Raw genomic sequence first — 17614 nt, forward strand, 5'->3', positions numbered from 1 at the left:
TTTTTTTATGCTGAAGAAATAGAGAAAAGTATAATGAAAAGAAGAATGTTAAAGGCTGTTTAGCTCCTTTAGGATCGCCTCATTAAACTGGGGGAGGTCATCTGGGCAGCGTGAGGTGATCAGGGGCCATTCATGGGTATTGCAGCGATGAACTGCTTCATCCACCCAATGTGCACCCGCATTTTCCAGGTCGAGGCGGATGCTTTTATAGGAGGTCAGATTCTTATCCTTGATTCGCTCGGCATTAATCAAGGTCCAGGGTGCATGGCAAATGGCGGCAATCGGTTTGTTTTGATCGGTGAAATATTGAATGATCCTATGCGCATGTTCATTGAGACGGAGGGTGTCTGCATTGACTGTACCACCAGGAATGACCAGAATATCGTAGTCTTCCACGGAGACCTGCTCCAGGGCAGCCTGTGGGGGGTAGCTTGGCCCAAGCTCTTTATCACTTTTTACTGTTTGTACTGGTTCCATCTTTTCGGCGGCATGTATGACTTCAATTCCCTTGCCTTTTAAAAATTCCAGTGGCTGAATCAGCTCATCATGCTCTACGCCTACATTTGAGGTGATAAATAATGCCTTTTTAACCATTGTGAAATTCCTCAATATTATTTGATTTCTAGGTTAACAATGCAAAAGCATGAAAAGTGTAGGGCTTTCATCGGCGGATTGTATCTCGATGGATACGCTGTCAAATTCTGTTACACGATAAGAATAATAAAAAAAGAAGCCCCATCATCCTGACAGGGCTTCTTTTATATTCAGTTTATTGTCGTTTATTTCCTATAAACAACCACATCCTGTGCATCTTGTTGTTCTGAATGAGACTTCCTGTCCCTCTATGTTTTATATAATAGTGAAAATCTCCAGATGGGTATATTCGCCAATCTCTGCGATTGTTGTAGGTTTCAGCTTACATTGAGGTTTAGGAATCTATAGTTTTAGATATAAAAAAACGGAGTCATCTGACTCCGCTTCTTATTTGGCCTAATATTTAGAAATGGATATCTAAACCAATATAAGGACCCTTGAAATTGAATTTAAGGTCATTTTTTTCGTAGTCGTCCAATTTAATGTCCAGAATACGGTAACCTGCCTTTAAGCCCACATCAACCAGTAGGTTATCGATAAAGTTGTACTGTAGTTCTGCCTGGGCATCGGTAATCTTGGCATCATTGAAGTTGCTATACAGCACTTCGCCCTTGGCACTTAAACCTGTAAATGGAAGTTTTGCACCTGCTGTTGCATAGATCACAGGAACGGTCTTATCAATATCTGTTTTGCTGAGAGCAAGGGTAGTAACATGGCCGTTCAGGGTGGTTGCACCTACACCAACATCTGCATTTACGATATTATCCAGAATTTCATAGTATAGAATGAAGTCTGCATGATCCATGTCAATGTCATAGACTGGTTGTCCAGCAACTTCATTTTCAGTTTGGGTTTTCAAATTTACATAGCGAATTTTGGCATTTGGAATAAGTGGAACAGGGTGTTCAATTGCCAGTGACAGTTGGGCTGCACCTTTACGCTCAAGGTCCTGATCACTTGCCGCTGTCTGGGCAGCCATGTTGGCCTGACCATCGTAAGCCCAGTAACTTAGGTCACCCTTGACACCAATGATATCTGCCTGTGCCAAGCTACTTAAGCCCATTCCTAGAGCAAGCAGTGATAATTTTAATACTTTCATTGAATTGTCCTAATTAAGTCGCTAGAAAAGTAATGAATTGTTGTGAATTCATCCAAGATTGGGCGAATCATATAGTGATCCAGAAAAATATGCAGTAGTCTAAATTTAATTTTTTAAAAAGGACAAATGCAAAAGGCGTAGGTGGAAGTGGATTTCACTTGAATATTTTATATGCTGGACGGCAATAATTTGACTATACGGTCAAAATCACATTTATTTGAAAAATAATCACTTGTATGGAAAACATGATTTTTCCATACAGAATTTACAGTAAAAAGAAATAAAAACGGGTATTGTTCGGCTATTAAAAAGCAGAAAAACAAAACCCAGTCTTTACGGAAGATGGTTTGGTTTTTGCTTGTTTGTTCATGGAAAAGAGCGGCTCACAAGGTTGAATTTTCATGCAGGCAGAACAGAATTTTTATGGCACTTTTCATGTCTGCTGGATAATAAAAACCTAACGCAGTGTGGAAAATGCCAGTTGTACATATTTAGGTGTTTTATGACAGATTCTCGTGAAAACTGGACATCACGATCTGGTTTTATTATTGCAGCCGTTGGTTCGGCTGTAGGCTTGGGTAATATTTGGCGTTTTCCTTATGTTGCCTATGAAAATGGTGGCGGAGCGTTTCTGATTCCCTATTTACTGGCCCTGATTACCGCAGGTTTGCCGCTATTATTTCTGGATTATGCCACAGGCCATCGTGCCCGTAATTCACCGCCTAAAGCCTATCGTGCCCTGTTTAAAGGGGGCGAGACGCTTGGCTGGTGGCAGGTGTGTGTCTGTATCATCATTGGTTTGTACTATGCCAGCGTCCTGACCTGGGCGGGAAGCTATGTGTATTTCTCGATTGGGCAGGCATGGGGCAACGATCCAGAAAGTTTCTTCTTCAATACCTATTTGCAGACCTCAAAAGCAACAGGTTTTGATTTACAGTTTGTCAGCCATCTCTTTTGGCCGATTGTAGGCATCTGGGCACTGACTTTAATCATTTTATATGGTGGTGTGAAAAAGGGCGTGGAATTGTCCAACAAGATTTTCATGCCGTTGTTATTTGTCCTGTTTACGGTATTGGTGATTCAGGCATTGCGTTTGCCAGGCGCAGTAGAAGGCTTAAATGCATTCTTTACCCCGAACTGGTCGGCCATGATGGATTATAAGGTGTGGTTGGCTGCTTATGGTCATACTTTCTTCTCCTTGTCAGTTGGTTTCGGGATCATGGTGACCTATGCCTCTTATTTAAAGCCAAAAACCAATTTGACAGGGTCTGGCCTGATCGTGGGCTTTGCCAATGCGTCAACAGAGATTCTGGCAGGTATTGGGATTTTTGCGGCATTGGGCTTTATGGCTCATGCGGCAGGCACCAATGTACAGGATGTGGTTAGTGGCGGTATCGGGCTGGCATTTATTGCATTCCCGAAAATCATTTCCAGCTTGGGCGCAGGCGCTGATCTGTTCGGTTTCCTGTTCTTCTCATCCCTCTTTGTTGCGGGTATTTCTTCCATGGTCAGTATTCTGGAAGTACCGATTGCAGCCATGCAGGACAAGTTGAAGTGGAGCCGTGTCAAAGCGGTGAGCATCATCGGTGGCGGGAGTGCGCTGGTTTCAGTGATTCTGTTCTCAAGTGTGAACGCAATCAAGCTGGTGGATATTGTCGATCACTTTATCAATAATATCGGCATTATTGGTGGTGCACTTGTTTCAATTATCAGTATTGCGTGGTTTAAACGTTCAGCACTGGTGGCGTTGCGTGACCATGTCAACCGTATTTCCACCATTCAACTGGGCAAGGGCTGGGATTTCACCCTGACCGTGATTACTTCACTCATCCTGCTGACCACCTTGGGCATGACTGTATTCAATCTGATGAAAAATGGATACGATAGTTATAGCATGAGTTTGCAGGGCATCTTTGGATGGGGCAGTGTGATTTTCTGTGCTGTGGTTGCAATCGTACTCAGCAAGATGAAAGATCGCTAGGAGAATATAGATGAATACCTCAGCAATCGTAATGATGATTATTTCAATGCTGTTTTTATGGGGTGGACTGGCGTTGTCAATCCTGCACCTGATGAAGCATCCAGAAGAACTGGATGACGTGCTGGAAGATGTAAAAGACCAGCATACGCTTTAGTAAATGAGTAAAAAAACAGCCCTCCAATATAGGGCTGTTTTTTTATGCGCATTCAAATCAGGTGGAGACCTACAGGGGAATCGGCAGGACACAGCAACAGAAAGCATTCATGGGCTGGGTTGGATGTGCAGCAAGGGTTTTGGCAGCCTGATGGCAACTGGAAAATTGCTGATAAATTGTGGGTAGGCCTGAAATCAGACCCTGTTTTTGGATAATTTTTTTGACTGCACCTGAACAGGTCGTGCCACCATAAAGCTGACCCGCTGCGCATTTAAATCCCTTTATGGGTGATAGGTGTTGCTGATAGGCTTCAATTGTTTTAATTGCCAGTGTATCGGTGAGTTTAGACAGAATCGCCATTTAAAATACCCATTATAATTGTATTTGACCTACCCAAATTAACTGATTTCCTGAAATAATTAGGTTAAAGCCTGTTTGCTTTTTATGATGAAAATGCTGCGAAATAGCAGCAATCGTAACCATTTAAATTGTTTGAATTAATTCAATAAAAAAGCAGGCTTTATGCCTGCTCCATCTTTATTACGCCAGTTTTTTAATCTGGCAATAATAGAAACCGTCACCCTGGCCATGACTTGGTAGAAGTTGACGGCCATGAAGCTGCTCTATACCCCAGTCGGCTGTAATTTTAATTTCTTTAGCATCAGGATGGGCTGCAAAGAATGTCGCCATTTGCTGTTCATTTTCAGCTTTTAAAATCGAGCAGGTGATATACAGCAAGGTTCCACCGACTTTAAGCTGTTGCCACATCTGCTGCAAAATCTGTTGTTGCAGTGCTACGGTCTGGGCAATATCGGTGGACTGTCTGAGCAGGCGAATGTCAGGATGACGACGAATCACGCCCGTGGCGGAACAAGGTGCATCCAGCACGATACAGTCAACAGGCTCTTTGGCTTGCCATGTAGTGGCATCGGCTGCAACAATCTCAATATGGTCTTGGTTGAGCTGTAAACGCTGTAAATTTTCACTGACCCGAACCAGACGTTTTGCATCATGATCCAGCGCAATCAGTTTTTGAGGATTAAAGCGCTCAAGGATGTGTGCGGTTTTACCGCCTGGCGCAGCACAGGCATCGACAACCACTTGGTTATCTAGGTTGGGTAACAGCATTGCGCACAATTGTGCATGTTCATCCTGAACGGAAAAACCACCTTCTTCAAAACCTGGTAAATGGGTAATATTGCCCGTTTGTTCCAAAACAATACCCACATTTGAAAGCATGCAAGGATGAGCATCAATCTGTTCTTCGTCCAAAATCTCTAAATATTCGTTACGACTGACTTGGCGTTCATTGATGCGCAGGGTCAGTGGTGCAACTTGTTTTAAGGCTTGGCATAGCGACTCTACCTGCTCAGGCCAATCTTTTTTGAGTCGTTTGAATAACCAACTTGGTAAACCATGTGTATTATTCAAAGCTGTTTGAAATTCCGCTGTTTCACGTGAAACACGACGCAGAATTGCATTGACCACGCCACTCATGGGTTCGAAACCGAGTTGCTTGGCAGCATTTACAGTTTCTGAAATCGCAGCATGTACAGGAATGCGCGTACATAAAATTTGATATAAACCAAGATATAAACAACTTTCTAATGCTTCATTGTCTAATGGTTTTGTGAGCAATGGTAAGGTAATCGCTTTTAAAGAATACCATTGGCGTAAACAACCTAAAGTCAGTTCGTGATATAAACCACGGTCACGTTCAGACACCATATTGATATGTTGATTCAAAACGGAAGACAAAGATTGCCCATTTTGAACAGCCAAAAGTGTTTTGATCACTTGCGCACGCAGATTTAAATTTTTTGTAGATGATTGATTCATTTGGCTCATGGCAGGATTTGTCCAATATGCAATTTCTGGGTCTGGGCGATTTGTACGGGGTTGAGGGCCTTGCCACCTGACCATTGCAGGCTGGTGAGGCATACCGCACTATTATCACCACAAGCCACATGAATACCCTGTTTATCCATCGCCAGAATTTCACCGACTTGCGCATCTGCCTTGCTGTGTTCAGAGAACATTGAACCCCAGACACGCAGGGCATTATTTTCATCCAGTTGGATAAAGGCCACAGGCCACGGGTTGAACGCACGGATATTACGGTCAATTTGTACGGCAGGCTGCGTCCAGTTAATACGGGCTTCGGGTTTCACCAGTTTATGTGCATAAACGGTCAGCGCCTCATCCTGTACTTCACGTTTGGCAATAAAATCCTGCAAGCTTTGCTCTGATTCAAGCACGGTACAAATCGCCTCTGCACCCTGAACAGCCAGTTTGTCATGCAATGTGGCAGAAGTATCTTCGGCTGTGATTGGGCAATAGGTTTTATACATCATATCGCCTGTATCCAGACCTGCCGCCATTTGCATGATGGTAATGCCTGTTTCTGCATCACCTGTGGCAATGGCGCGTTGAATCGGCGCAGCGCCACGCCAGCGTGGCAGCAGCGAACCATGAATATTTAGGCAGCCATATTTTGGTGTATCCAATACCGCTTGGGGTAGGATCAGGCCATAAGCTGCCACCACCATCACATCGGCACCCAATGTCGCCAGTTGTTGCTGGGCTGCCAGCCCCTCATCCGTTGATGCCTTGAAGTGGAGTGGTTGGTAGACGGGTAAACCGTGTTCAAGTGCCAGTTGCTTGACAGGAGAGGGGGTTAATTTCTGCCCACGTCCTGCCTTACGGTCAGGCTGGGTATAAACCGCAATGATCTGGTGTGATGTTTTTAATAATGCCGCCAATGCGATTGCCGCAAATTCAGGCGTACCAGCAAAAATGATCTTCACAAAGACAATCCAAAGAAAACTTGTCTCGAATTATAAGCGAAAAAGCCAGCAGTCCCTAATCAGGCGGGCTGAATTGCCTGTGTGCATAAAAAAGATCGTTACAGTGGTCATCAGTTAAACGATAACTTGTAGTATGATGGAAACAGCTCAGTATCATTTCGCCAGAGAGAATTCTTGATTCATCTCTCAAGCACAAACTTGTTGGGAATACAAAATGCCTGATTATCGTTCAAAAACATCAACACATGGAAGAAATATGGCTGGCGCGCGTGGTTTATGGCGTGCGACAGGTATGAAAGATGAGGATTTTGGCAAGCCAATTATTGCGGTGGTCAACTCATTTACCCAGTTCGTTCCAGGTCATGTGCATCTTAAGGATTTAGGGCAGCTTGTTGCAAGAGAGATTGAGGCTGCGGGTGGCGTGGCGAAAGAATTCAATACCATTGCCGTTGATGACGGGATTGCGATGGGTCATGACGGGATGCTGTATTCACTGCCATCCCGTGACCTGATTGCCGATTCAGTGGAATACATGGTCAATGCCCACTGTGCCGATGCCATGGTGTGTATCTCCAACTGTGACAAGATCACCCCAGGAATGCTCATGGCGGCAATGCGCCTGAATATCCCAGTGGTATTCGTGTCTGGTGGGCCAATGGAAGCGGGTAAGGTCAAGTTCCGTGGTGATGAAAAGGCGATTGACCTTGTAGACGCCATGGTAGTTGCAGCAGACGAAAGCTATACTGATGAAGAAGTGGCTGCATTTGAACGTTCAGCATGTCCAACCTGTGGTTCATGTTCAGGTATGTTCACCGCCAACTCAATGAACTGCCTGACCGAAGCGCTTGGCCTATCTTTACCAGGCAACGGTTCCATCGTGGCAACCCATGCCAACCGTGAAAAGCTGTTCCTAAGAGCAGGGCGTTTGGTGGTTGAACTGGCAAAACGCTACTATGAACAGAATGATGACAGTATTTTACCGCGTTCAATTGCAACCAAGGCGGCATTTGAAAATGCCATGACGCTTGATATCGCAATGGGTGGTTCAACCAATACTGTATTGCATTTACTTGCTGCTGCGCATGAAGCAGAAGTTGACTTCACTATGGATGATATTGACCGCCTGTCGCGTCAAGTGCCTGTATTGTCAAAAGTTGCACCAGCAAAATCAGATGTACATATGGAAGATGTACACCGTGCAGGTGGCATCATGGCGATCTTGGGTGAATTGGATCGTGCAGGTTTACTCACGACCTCCATTCCAACTGTGCATGAAAAAACCTTAAAAGACGCTTTGGACAAATGGGACATTATTCGTACGGAAAATCCAGAGGTATATGAATTCTATCGTTCATCTCCAGGCGGTATCCCGACTCAGGTGGCGTTCTCACAAAACCGTTATTATTCAACGCTGGATGGCGACCGTGAAAAAGGCGTGATCCGTAATGCTGAACATGCTTTCTCTCAGGATGGCGGTTTGGCGGTGCTTTACGGCAACATTGCGCTGGATGGCTGTATTGTCAAAACTGCGGGTGTGGATGACTCAATTCTTAAATTCACGGGGACTGCCCGCGTGTTTGAAAGTCAGGATTCAGCGGTAGAAGCGATTCTAGACCATAAGATTGTGGCGGGTGACATCGTGGTGATTCGCTATGAAGGACCTCGTGGCGGGCCAGGGATGCAGGAAATGCTGTATCCAACCAGTTATTTAAAATCAAAAGGTTTGGGTAAGGACTGTGCCTTGATTACCGATGGCCGTTTCTCTGGCGGTTCTTCAGGTCTATCCATTGGTCACGTTTCCCCAGAAGCGGCAGAGGGTGGCGCGATTGGTCTGGTTGAGGATGGTGACACCATTCAGATCGACATTCCGAACCGTACCATTCACCTTGATATCGACGATGCAACGATGGCACACCGTCGTACTGTGCAGGAAGCCAAAGGCTGGCATCCAGTTGAAGAGCGTAAACGTAAAGTGTCTAAATCATTGAAGATTTATGCAATGCATTCAACCAGTGCCGCAAAAGGTGCGGTACGAGTTTTGTAAGCCCATTCAGTCCCTTTTGATAAAAAAGGGACTTTTTTCTGATTTTATAATATAAAATACTGAATACACTTGATTCTCATTTGCCAGTAAACTTGAGAATATAATCTACTTTTCTATAAATTCATTACGCTTAGAGGCGATTGGCATGTCTTTGTTACGTCGTTGGTTTGATCCCATCCGATCGAGTTGGTTCTATCAAAAACCCTCTCGTCAGGCGGTGTTACCCACGGAACAGGGTTTAACGATTTACCTTCGTCTGGATGATGTTTATAGCTATCTGGCAGTGCAGCAGCTTGATCAACTCAATGAGATCTTGAGTGATGAACTCAAACCCCTAAAAGTCATTATCTCAAGACAGGATGCAGAACCCCCGAATGGCATGTCCAGACAGGATTGGCAAAGTTACTGTCTAAATGATGCAAAAATCCTCGCCAAACAGCACCGTTTTGGCTTTGATGATACCCCAGAGATTCCCAGTGCAGAAGCTTTACAGCAAGCTGAGACAATTTTAAGAAATACCCCATTACGAGAACAAAATTTCCTGCATTTGCTTGAAGATGTGTTTCATATGCTGTGGCAGCAGCAATATGGAAAGTTGCGTACCCTGTATGCCATGGCAAGCCAGCATCAGGCTCCACAGGATTATCCTGAACGTATCTTCAAGGATGTGCCTGTAGCCGCCAGCTATTTCGAATTTGGCGAACGTAAATACCACGCCGTTGATGATCTGTTGCGTCTAACCCGCCGTCTTAAACAGCAGAAGCTACTGACGGGCAATCCAATTTTCCTGATCAACCATATTGAGTGGCGTGAGCACCTGATTAATGATGGTGAGGCACTGGCAGAAGTTCAGGCATTGCAACCAGAGCTGGATTTGTATATTGCGCTTGAAGACCCGATGAGCTGGCTGTTGCTGGCCTATATCAAGGAAGAACTTGCCAACTACTATGATATTCAGTTGAAAGTTTATCCCCTGAGCTACCACGGGCGGGACTGGTTTGACTGGAGTCTGGCCACCCGTGTCTCGAAACGTACACAGGTGGCATTTACCCCATTCTGTCGCCCAACCAAAGAGGCCACCTATGAAATGGCGAAGCTGTTTTACAGTGTTGCAGAGGAACAGCAGGTGGATGTGATCCACCAGATTCTGGAAAGCATATGGACACGGGGCAAGGATTTATCCTTTAAGGCGCATTTTCAGCGGATGCAAAAGCGCTTGCAGATTGAGCAGGTCACTGAACAGGATGTTGAAGCCCTGTTAAAACAGAATGATGAGCTATGCCAGCAGAAGCACCAGCCCGACTTTCCTGTACTGGAATTACGCATAGATGGGCAAAGCTATGTGTTTAATAGCCTGTATCGGGTATGGATGATTGAAAGTATTATCAGTAATGTGCTGGAAGAGAAATATAAACAAGAAGCTAGTGATGGAATTGAAATATGATTCCGACATCGATATTAAGAAGGTCGCTTGGAGCGGTGGCTGATCTTGCAAAAATTTGGTTTGAGAGTCGAACTGAGTTAAAAACAAGAGATATCTTTGATGCGAAAGGTCAGTTAAATGACAATGGAACAGGGGCAGTTTATGTCTATTTTAATGAAAATAATGAAGCATTATATGTTGGTTTGACCAGTAGGCACGTTAAAGCTCGGCTCTATGATCAAACGTCACCACATAAACAGAAATTATGGTGGGGACAATGGCAAACTATGCGATTCTTGCAGATTTCTGATGATATGGATCGTCAAATACTTGAGTTTTTATTAATTCTTGCCTACGCACCAACTTGTAATCAAAAACCTAAAGCAAAAAACTTGGATGAATTATTACCAAATTAAAAAAATGACCAACACAAGAGAGTTTCATTGATTGATTCTAGTTTATATCTTTTAAACTAAACAATAAATTTAGAAAAATGATAGCAAAATTACTGTATTGATTCTCCTTAAATTAAAGTGATTGCAGTGTGTAATACAGTGTATTAGAATGCAATGGTACACATAAGGTAAATAAGATGTATACAATTGTTGAAATGCCTGAGTTTACAACCAAAGCTGGGAAATTGTGGACGGTAGATGAGCGGTTAGAATTTTTTGCGTATCTTGCTAAAAACCCATTGGATGGTGATGTGATTCCAAATGGTCGAGGTCTACGAAAAATTCGTTGGTTACGTGAGGGCATGGGTAAACGTAGCGGTGTTCGGGTGATTTATCTGAATGTACTTGCGAATGGTGTGATTCTGATGTGGGATATTTACGCTAAAAGCGAAAAAGAAAACATCAGCCCAAAAGAACTGAAAAAGTTGCGAGCTAAATAAAATGAATGACATTAAAACGCTGGAAGATTTAAAACATATTGATGTCGATGCAATAGTTGCTGCGGTGATTGCAGATGATCCTGATGCAGAAATGATTCGTGAAAGCCTGACTCGCTCATTACAGGAAGCGAAAGCAGGGCAATTCGGACGTGTCACCAAAATTGAAGTCTCGCCGATTGCTGAAACACGGCATAAGATGGGTTTATCACAAAGCCAGTTTGCAAAAGCGATAGGGATTTCTGTAAATACATTAAAATCATGGGAACAAGGACAGCGTAAACCAAGTGGTGCAGCCGAAGCCTTGTTAAAAATTTTAGGGAAACATCCCGATTTAGTTGCTGAACTGGGTTAAATTAAAATTGGGCGTATTCAATGCGCCCAATTTCAGGATTAATTCTTATCTTTTAAGCTAAACAACAAATTCAGGAAAATCGCTGCAAAGGTTGCTGTTCCGATTCCACCCAGATTGAAGTTACCAAATAACAGTTCAAAATTGCCTGCACCCAAAATAATGGTCACTGAAGCCACAATCAGGTTTTTATTGTTGGAGAAGTCGACCTTGTTTTCGATCCAGATTTTCGCTCCAGCAATGGTGATCAAGCCAAACACCACGATGGAGGCTCCTGTCAGAACTGCTGTTGGGATGGTGCTAATCACCGCGCCAAACTTTGGTGAAAGCCCCAGAAAAATGGCGAACACACCAGCGATCACAAACACAATGGTTGAATACACACGGGTAACGGCCATCACCCCAATATTTTCCCCATAGGTGGTCATGCCAGGCGCACCGACACTGCCTGACAGGGTGGTGGCTAAACCATCGGCAACAAAGGCCTTGCCCAACTGTGGGGTCAGGTTTTCACCTGTCATGGCCCCCACAGCCTTGATATGGCCTAAATTCTCAGCAACCAGAATCAGTGCCACAGGGGCAATAATCAGAATTGCATTCATGTCAAACGCTGGATGTGAGAAGCTTGGAATACCAAACCATGGTGCGGCTGCAATCTGGGAAAAATCAATGGCTTTGCCAAAGCCAAGTACATTGGTTGCAACAGCATACAGTCCGTAGGCAATCAACAAGCCCACCAGTAAAAGTAAACGCTGTAGCAAGCCTTTGGTGAAAACCGCGATAATACCCATACATAGTACTGTAATCAGTGCCATCCACATTTCAAACGGTTGTCCCGCCACACCCTTGATGGTCACAGGTGCAAGGTTGAGACCAATGATCATCACGATTGCGCCTGTCACCACAGGTGGCATCAGTTTTTCAATCCAGCGTGTGCCTGTGAGCATGACGGCAAAGCCAATCAGGGCATAGAAAATACCACAGGCAACAATACCGCCCAGTGCAATCGCAAGGTTTGGATTTGCCCCCGAACCTGTAACATGACCTGTTGCAGCCGCCACCACACCAATAAAGGCAAAGCTTGAACCCAGGTAACTTGGTACACGTCCACCTGTGATCAGGAAGAAGATAATGGTACAAATCCCTGACATTAAAATGGCCAGGTTGGGATTAAATCCCATCAGCAATGGGGCAAGTACAGTTGCACCAAACATTGCAAATGCGTGTTGAACCCCAAGCACCGCACTTTGTAAGGGCGGTAAATATTCGTTTGTCGCAACAGGGCGATGATCAATCTTTCCCTGATACGGTTGCCATTTTGGAAACCAACTTGACATAGATAAACTCTTGATCAGATAAATCAGCCGCTATGATACTCTGCCTGATCTGGAACTTTCATCTGGTCATGTTGGGCAATGGCTGCAATATCGTGGGTTTAAATACTTATTTTTATTATTCGGTAAAATAAATTTAAAGCTAAGCACCCATATTCATTGTGGATTTACACAAAGTTGACTATTTCACTCAACAAATAAAAAAGATGGGTTTTTAGCAATAAAAAATGACTGAGTAGACATGCGGCATCTGCAAGTGACTTTATGGATGCCGCACCAGTTTAAATCATTAGCCTGTATTCCTTAACCCTGCCGCAATCCCAGCGATACTGACCATCAAGGCATGATCGACAGGGCTATGTTCAGTTTGGTGCTGTGCCAGATACAGACGACGACGCTTCATCAATTCTGCCTGTAATAAATGCAACGGCAATAAATACGGTTTACGCACCTGCATGGACTGGTCCAGCACTTCATTGTTGCTGAGCAGTTTAGATTCACCTTTTAGACTAAGCAGTGTATCGACTGCATTTTGTAGCCGCTGGCGTAATTCTATACCCAATAGTTTTAGATCCTGATTTTGGGTCAGGTGCGACTCATAGTACAGGGCAATATCGGCATCGGATTTGGACAGCACCATTTCCAGCATATCAATCAGGGTCTGGAAATAGGGCCATTGTGCCAGCATCTCATCAAGCGTCATTTTGTGTTGTTCATGCACCTGGTTAATCGCCGTACCTGTACCCAGCCATGCAGGCAACATCAGGCGAATCTGGGTCCATGCAAACACCCACGGAATTGCCCGTAGTGATTCAATCCCGCCGCTGACCTTGCGTTTGGCTGGACGTGAACCGAGCGGCAGCATTTGTAGCTCTAGTTCAGGGGTAACTGTACGCAGGTAGCTGACAAAATTTGGATTTTCCCGCACGGTCTGGCGATAGACCTGTACCGATAAATCGGTCATCTGGTTCATCAACTCACGCCATTGTTTTTTTGGTTCAGGGGGTGGTAGCAGGGTCGCCTCCAAAGTGGCTGCGGTATAGATTTCCAGATTTTGCAGCGCAATTCCCTCCAAACCAAACTTGAAGCGGATCATTTCCCCCTGTTCGGTGACACGAATCGCACCAGAAATTGAACCTGGTGGCTGGGAGAATAAGGCTTGCTGGGTCGGTGCACCGCCACGGCTGATCGAACCACCACGCCCGTGGAACAGGGTCAGTTGTACGCCATGATTTTTGGCAATCGCGGTCAGTTCCTCCTGAGCGCGATATTGCGCCCAGTTGGCTGACATAAAGCCCGCATCCTTGGCTGAGTCTGAATAGCCAATCATCACTTCATGCCTGCCCTGAATATGCTGTTTGTACCAATGCACATTAAACAGGGTGTTCATGGTTTTGGCTGCACCATCCAAGTCCTTTAATGTTTCAAATAAAGGCACCACACGAAGCGGATGCTGAATCCCAGCTTCTTTTTGCAGTAGCAAAACGGCGAGGACATCACTTGGATATTCTGCCATTGAAATAATATAGGCCCCCAGGCTTTCAGTCGGCTGCTCAGCCAGAGTACGCATGGTGGCAAACACTTCCAGCACATCTGGATGCTGAATCAGGCTGCCCTCTGGTTCATCCAGATATTTAGGCAACAAGGGGCGCTTGCTCTGTAGTTCCTGAATCAGGAAGTTTTGTCGTGCTTGTTCGGTCCACGATTCGAAATTACCCAAACCGAGATATTCAGTAATCGCTGAAATGGCCTGACGATGGCGGCCTGATTCCTGACGGATATCCAGTTTCAGCAGTTCTATGCCAAAGCAATTGACACGGTAAATGAAATCCAGCAACTGGCCATTCGCAATTTCAGCTAGATTGCTCTCAATCAGGGAGCGATAGCACAGCAATAAAGGCTGTAGTAATTCATCCTTGGTTTTGATGATTTGACTGTCATCCGCATCCAGCCCATGTAAACGTTGTGTCAGCCAGTGACGGGTGGCTTTCAGGCGTTCACGGCTATCACGCAAATATTCGCGGTAGGGTTCGGGATGGTCTGAGCCCAAGGCCTGCTTCATTTCTTCTGAACAGGTTTGAATCGACAGTTCCCAACGCAGGTTTTCAATATCACGTAAATAGAGATCGGCCGCCTGCCAGCGGGACAGCCACAATACTTCCTGTGTCACCTGATGGGTGACATTGGGGTTACCATCGCGGTCTCCACCCATCCATGAGGCAAAACGAATCGGGGCAATATCCAGAGGCAAGGATTGCTGGCAATGTTGCTGGGTCAGTTCATTCAGTTCACGGATAAATTGAGGCACCGCATTCCATAGACTCTGTTCAATGGTGGCAAAGCCCCATTTCGCCTCATCCACAGGGGTGGGGCGATGCTGGCGAATTTCATCGGTTTGCCAGGCTGAACTTACCAGTTGCTTGAGTGTGGCAATGGTCTGCTGACGTTCCCTAGGTGTCAGTTTCTGTTGATCCAACTGTGATAGGCAGTCGGTAATGTCATCATATTTCTGGATCAGGGTACGGCGGCTGACTTCAGTCGGATGCGCGGTGAGCACCAGTTCGATGTTGAGGTCACAGATTTGCTGGAACAGTCGCTGTTCACCAATTTGCTGGGTTTTGAATTTTTCAAATAAATGTGTAAGCGGGTTTGGACTGGGTGCCTGCTCGTCAAACTCAGCCTGACGGCGGTTACGCACCACATGGTATTGCTCAGCGATATTGGCAAAGTTGAGGAAATATGAAAATGCACGGGTCAGTGGCAAAATCTCTTCATCTTTTAGACCGAGGAAAAGTTGTTCGAGCTGTTTTTCGGACTCGATCTGTCCATCACGGGCACCCTTGGCCAGAGCACGAATCTGCTCAACCTGATTAAACAAATCCTGTCCTGCATGCTGCTTTAAGGTCTCGCCCAGTAAATTACCCAGTAAACGAACATCTTCTCGTAATGGCGCAGTGATTTGTTGTGTCATTATGCTTCTCCTCTGCTCATGTCTTGACTATAACCTGATTGTCAGACATTCCAAGTGGAGAACGTAAGGAAATGTGAAATTTCTTTAAAATCCAGGTTGATATTTAAGCAAAAAAAGCTCGATGGCCTGTTCAATCATCTGCTCAATTTCAACCGTGGTTGGCACCGAATCCAGACCCAGTAAAACCTTGTGGTGACGTGTGCCGAGCATCAGCGCCACGATCAGTTCGGTCTGTTTGAGGGGATCATCTGCCTGAATAAAATTGAGGGTGATGGCCTGCTCAAAAAAACCACACCAGACATTACACATACGTGTGTGTGAGGCATCAAAAAACTGCTGGGTGAGGGGGCTTTGTTCAGCTGCAAGTTCAAACAGCACCCGATCCAGCTTCAGCGCTTCAGGCAGGTAAATAATGCCCAGGGCGCGCTGGCACATTAAATACAATGCCTGCCTAAAGTCGGACGCAGGTGTGAGTTCAAACTGCTTCGCCCGAATGGACTCCTCACAGCTTTCCTCAATCGCACAGGTAAACAGGTTGGCCTTGTCCTGAAAATGGTTGTACACCGTGAGTTTGGTGACACCCGCCTCTTTGGCAATCTGGTTCATGCTGGTGGCGTGATAGCCCATTTTTAGAAAAATAGATTTTGCAGCCTGCAAGATCTTGGCTCTTTTTTCTAAATCTTTCGGGCGACCACAGGTTGTCTGCACGTTATCGTTCTCTTTTAATTCAGTTAAAAATCAGTTTGCTAGATTTAATTTTTAATTAATGTACTCATGAGTATATTAATTAAAAATTAAACAATTTATGATGATACCCATATTGTGCCTTAAAAAACCAATTTGAATAAGAGCGAAAAAGAGATGAATCTGCTAAATCATGTAATTGTGGGGTTGCTCGTACTCAGCAGTGTCACTTTAACAGCATGTCAAAAAGAGGTTCCCAAGACCGAGGAAGTTCCCTATGTCATGGTGACGCAGCCAAGTAGCAATCATATTGACCAGAAAAGCTATGCGGGTGATGTACAGGCGAAACAACAGACCGCACTGGCATTCCGTGTCGGGGGACAGGTTACCGAACGTTATGCCGATGTCGGAGATCGGGTTAAGGTCGGGCAGGTGTTGGCAAAACTGGACGTGAAAGATGCACAGTTGCAACTGAATGCAGCCAAAGCCCAACTGGACAGTGCACAGGCTGCTGCAAAAATTGCATCGGAAGAATATAAGCGTTATCAGCAACTCCTGCCTGTCAATGCGGTGAGCCGTTCGCAATATGATGCCATTAAAAACCAGTATGAGTCGGCACAGGCAACACTGCAACAGGCCCGTTCAAACTATGAGGTTTCCTCCAACCAAACAGGCTATAACCAGCTGGTCTCCAATAAAAATGGCGTGATTACCCAGCGCAATATTGAAATTGGTCAAGTGGTGGCGGCAGGACAGGCTGCCTATCAACTGGCGATTGATGGCGAGCGTGAGGTGGTGTTTGGTGTGCCTGAACAGGCGGTCAGTACCCTCAAGGTGGGGCAGCCTGCCTGGGTCACCTTATGGTCACAGCCAGATACACGTTTTGCCGCAAAAGTCCGTGAGGTGTCACCAGCCGCTGACCAGTCACGTACCTTTACTGTCAAGGTCTCCCTGCTTGAGGGACAGTCCACGATTCAACTTGGACAAAGTGCACGGGTGTTCTTTGTGGCAAATGAAAACAATGTCCTAAGTGTGCCTTTATCCAGCGTTACCGCCAATGGCCAGCAGGCCTATGTCTGGGTGGTCAATGCCAATCAAACCTTACGTAAAGTTCCTGTGGCTTTGGGAACTTATGGCCGTGACAGTGTGCCTATTCTTTCAGGTCTAAAAGCTTCAGATTGGGTTGTGGTCGGTGGCGTACACCTGTTGCGTGACCAGCAAAAGATTCATCCTGTAGACCGTGATAATCGTGAAGTCACGGTAAAAGCGGGAGCCTGAT

At 45.3% G+C, this 17614-nt stretch carries 16 protein-coding genes; 8 read left to right on the plus strand and 8 right to left on the minus strand.

What is annotated here, in order from left to right:
* Nucleotides 1–48: 48 nt before the first annotated feature.
* Together QLH32_RS11065 and QLH32_RS11070 are read right to left on the minus strand one after the other, a co-directional pair.
* Nucleotides 49–594: a type 1 glutamine amidotransferase domain-containing protein gene (locus QLH32_RS11065; RefSeq protein ID WP_283266263.1), complete on the minus strand. Its 546-nt coding sequence runs from the start codon at nucleotides 592–594 to the stop codon at nucleotides 49–51.
* Nucleotides 595–997: 403 nt separating this feature from the next.
* Complete coding sequence (locus QLH32_RS11070; RefSeq protein WP_283266264.1) at nucleotides 998–1693, minus strand: TIGR04219 family outer membrane beta-barrel protein; 696 nt, start codon at nucleotides 1691–1693, stop codon at nucleotides 998–1000.
* A 502-nt stretch (nucleotides 1694–2195) separates the two neighbouring features.
* On the opposite strand from QLH32_RS11070, the gene QLH32_RS11075 reads away from it, so the two are divergent.
* Together QLH32_RS11075 and QLH32_RS11080 are read left to right on the plus strand one after the other, a co-directional pair.
* Entirely contained in the window at nucleotides 2196–3674 is a 1479-nt protein-coding gene (locus QLH32_RS11075) for a sodium-dependent transporter (protein ID WP_267981431.1), read from the plus strand.
* Between the two features lie 10 nt (nucleotides 3675–3684).
* Complete coding sequence (locus tag QLH32_RS11080) at nucleotides 3685–3828, plus strand: methionine/alanine import family NSS transporter small subunit (RefSeq protein ID WP_267981428.1); 144 nt, start codon at nucleotides 3685–3687, stop codon at nucleotides 3826–3828.
* A gap of 69 nt (nucleotides 3829–3897) precedes the next feature.
* On the opposite strand, the gene yidD is transcribed toward QLH32_RS11080, so the two are convergent.
* The 3 genes from yidD to fmt all read right to left on the minus strand — a co-directional run bounded on the left by yidD (nucleotide 3898) and on the right by fmt (nucleotide 6635).
* The gene (gene yidD / locus QLH32_RS11085; protein WP_283266265.1) at nucleotides 3898–4188 is read right to left on the minus strand and encodes a membrane protein insertion efficiency factor YidD; all 291 of its coding nucleotides are present in this window, start codon (nucleotides 4186–4188) and stop codon (nucleotides 3898–3900) included.
* Between the two features lie 180 nt (nucleotides 4189–4368).
* The gene (gene rsmB, locus QLH32_RS11090; RefSeq protein ID WP_283266266.1) at nucleotides 4369–5676 is read right to left on the minus strand and encodes a 16S rRNA (cytosine(967)-C(5))-methyltransferase RsmB; all 1308 of its coding nucleotides are present in this window, start codon (nucleotides 5674–5676) and stop codon (nucleotides 4369–4371) included.
* Nucleotides 5673–6635, minus strand: coding sequence for a methionyl-tRNA formyltransferase (gene fmt / locus QLH32_RS11095; protein ID WP_283266267.1), 963 nt, complete (start codon nucleotides 6633–6635; stop codon nucleotides 5673–5675). The genes rsmB and fmt overlap by 4 nt, the downstream gene beginning before the upstream one ends.
* A 214-nt stretch (nucleotides 6636–6849) precedes the next feature.
* Here fmt and ilvD point away from each other — a divergent pair, with 214 nt between their 5' ends.
* The 5 genes from ilvD (at nucleotide 6850) to QLH32_RS11120 (ending at nucleotide 11349) form a co-directional block, all read left to right on the plus strand.
* A complete protein-coding gene (gene ilvD, locus QLH32_RS11100) occupies nucleotides 6850–8679 on the plus strand; it encodes a dihydroxy-acid dehydratase (protein ID WP_283266268.1) in 1830 nt (609 codons plus the stop codon).
* A gap of 145 nt (nucleotides 8680–8824) precedes the next feature.
* Nucleotides 8825–10123 carry a hypothetical protein gene (locus QLH32_RS11105; RefSeq protein ID WP_283266269.1) on the plus strand — a complete coding sequence of 433 codons (1299 nt, stop codon included), beginning with the start codon at nucleotides 8825–8827 and terminating at the stop codon, nucleotides 10121–10123.
* 35 nt (nucleotides 10124–10158) lie between these two features.
* Nucleotides 10159–10518 (plus strand): GIY-YIG nuclease family protein, encoded by a 360-nt coding sequence (locus tag QLH32_RS11110; protein WP_283266270.1) that lies wholly within the window; start codon nucleotides 10159–10161, stop codon nucleotides 10516–10518.
* A gap of 176 nt (nucleotides 10519–10694) precedes the next feature.
* Nucleotides 10695–10997: a type II toxin-antitoxin system RelE/ParE family toxin gene (locus QLH32_RS11115; protein WP_283266271.1), complete on the plus strand. Its 303-nt coding sequence runs from the start codon at nucleotides 10695–10697 to the stop codon at nucleotides 10995–10997.
* A 1-nt stretch (nucleotide 10998) separates the two neighbouring features.
* Nucleotides 10999–11349, plus strand: a complete 351-nt coding sequence (locus QLH32_RS11120) for a helix-turn-helix domain-containing protein (RefSeq protein ID WP_283266272.1) — start codon at nucleotides 10999–11001, stop codon at nucleotides 11347–11349.
* A gap of 38 nt (nucleotides 11350–11387) precedes the next feature.
* Here the strand turns inward: QLH32_RS11120 and QLH32_RS11125 are convergent, their stop codons facing one another.
* The 3 genes from QLH32_RS11125 to QLH32_RS11135 all read right to left on the minus strand — a co-directional run bounded on the left by QLH32_RS11125 (nucleotide 11388) and on the right by QLH32_RS11135 (nucleotide 16359).
* On the minus strand, nucleotides 11388–12683 hold the full coding sequence (locus tag QLH32_RS11125; RefSeq protein WP_283266273.1) for a solute carrier family 23 protein: 1296 nt from the start codon (nucleotides 12681–12683) through the stop codon (nucleotides 11388–11390).
* 286 nt (nucleotides 12684–12969) lie between these two features.
* The gene (gene ppc, locus QLH32_RS11130) at nucleotides 12970–15651 is read right to left on the minus strand and encodes a phosphoenolpyruvate carboxylase (RefSeq protein WP_283266274.1); all 2682 of its coding nucleotides are present in this window, start codon (nucleotides 15649–15651) and stop codon (nucleotides 12970–12972) included.
* Nucleotides 15652–15735: 84 nt separating this feature from the next.
* The gene (locus QLH32_RS11135) at nucleotides 15736–16359 is read right to left on the minus strand and encodes a TetR/AcrR family transcriptional regulator (RefSeq protein ID WP_283266275.1); all 624 of its coding nucleotides are present in this window, start codon (nucleotides 16357–16359) and stop codon (nucleotides 15736–15738) included.
* 153 nt (nucleotides 16360–16512) lie between these two features.
* Between QLH32_RS11135 and QLH32_RS11140 the strand changes: the two genes are divergently transcribed.
* Entirely contained in the window at nucleotides 16513–17613 is a 1101-nt protein-coding gene (locus tag QLH32_RS11140) for an efflux RND transporter periplasmic adaptor subunit (RefSeq protein WP_283266276.1), read from the plus strand.
* Nucleotide 17614: the final 1 nt, after the last annotated feature.

The sequence above is a fragment of the Acinetobacter corruptisaponis genome, from assembly GCF_030053775.1.
In the GTDB taxonomy this organism is placed as follows: Bacteria; Pseudomonadota; Gammaproteobacteria; order Pseudomonadales; family Moraxellaceae; genus Acinetobacter; species Acinetobacter corruptisaponis.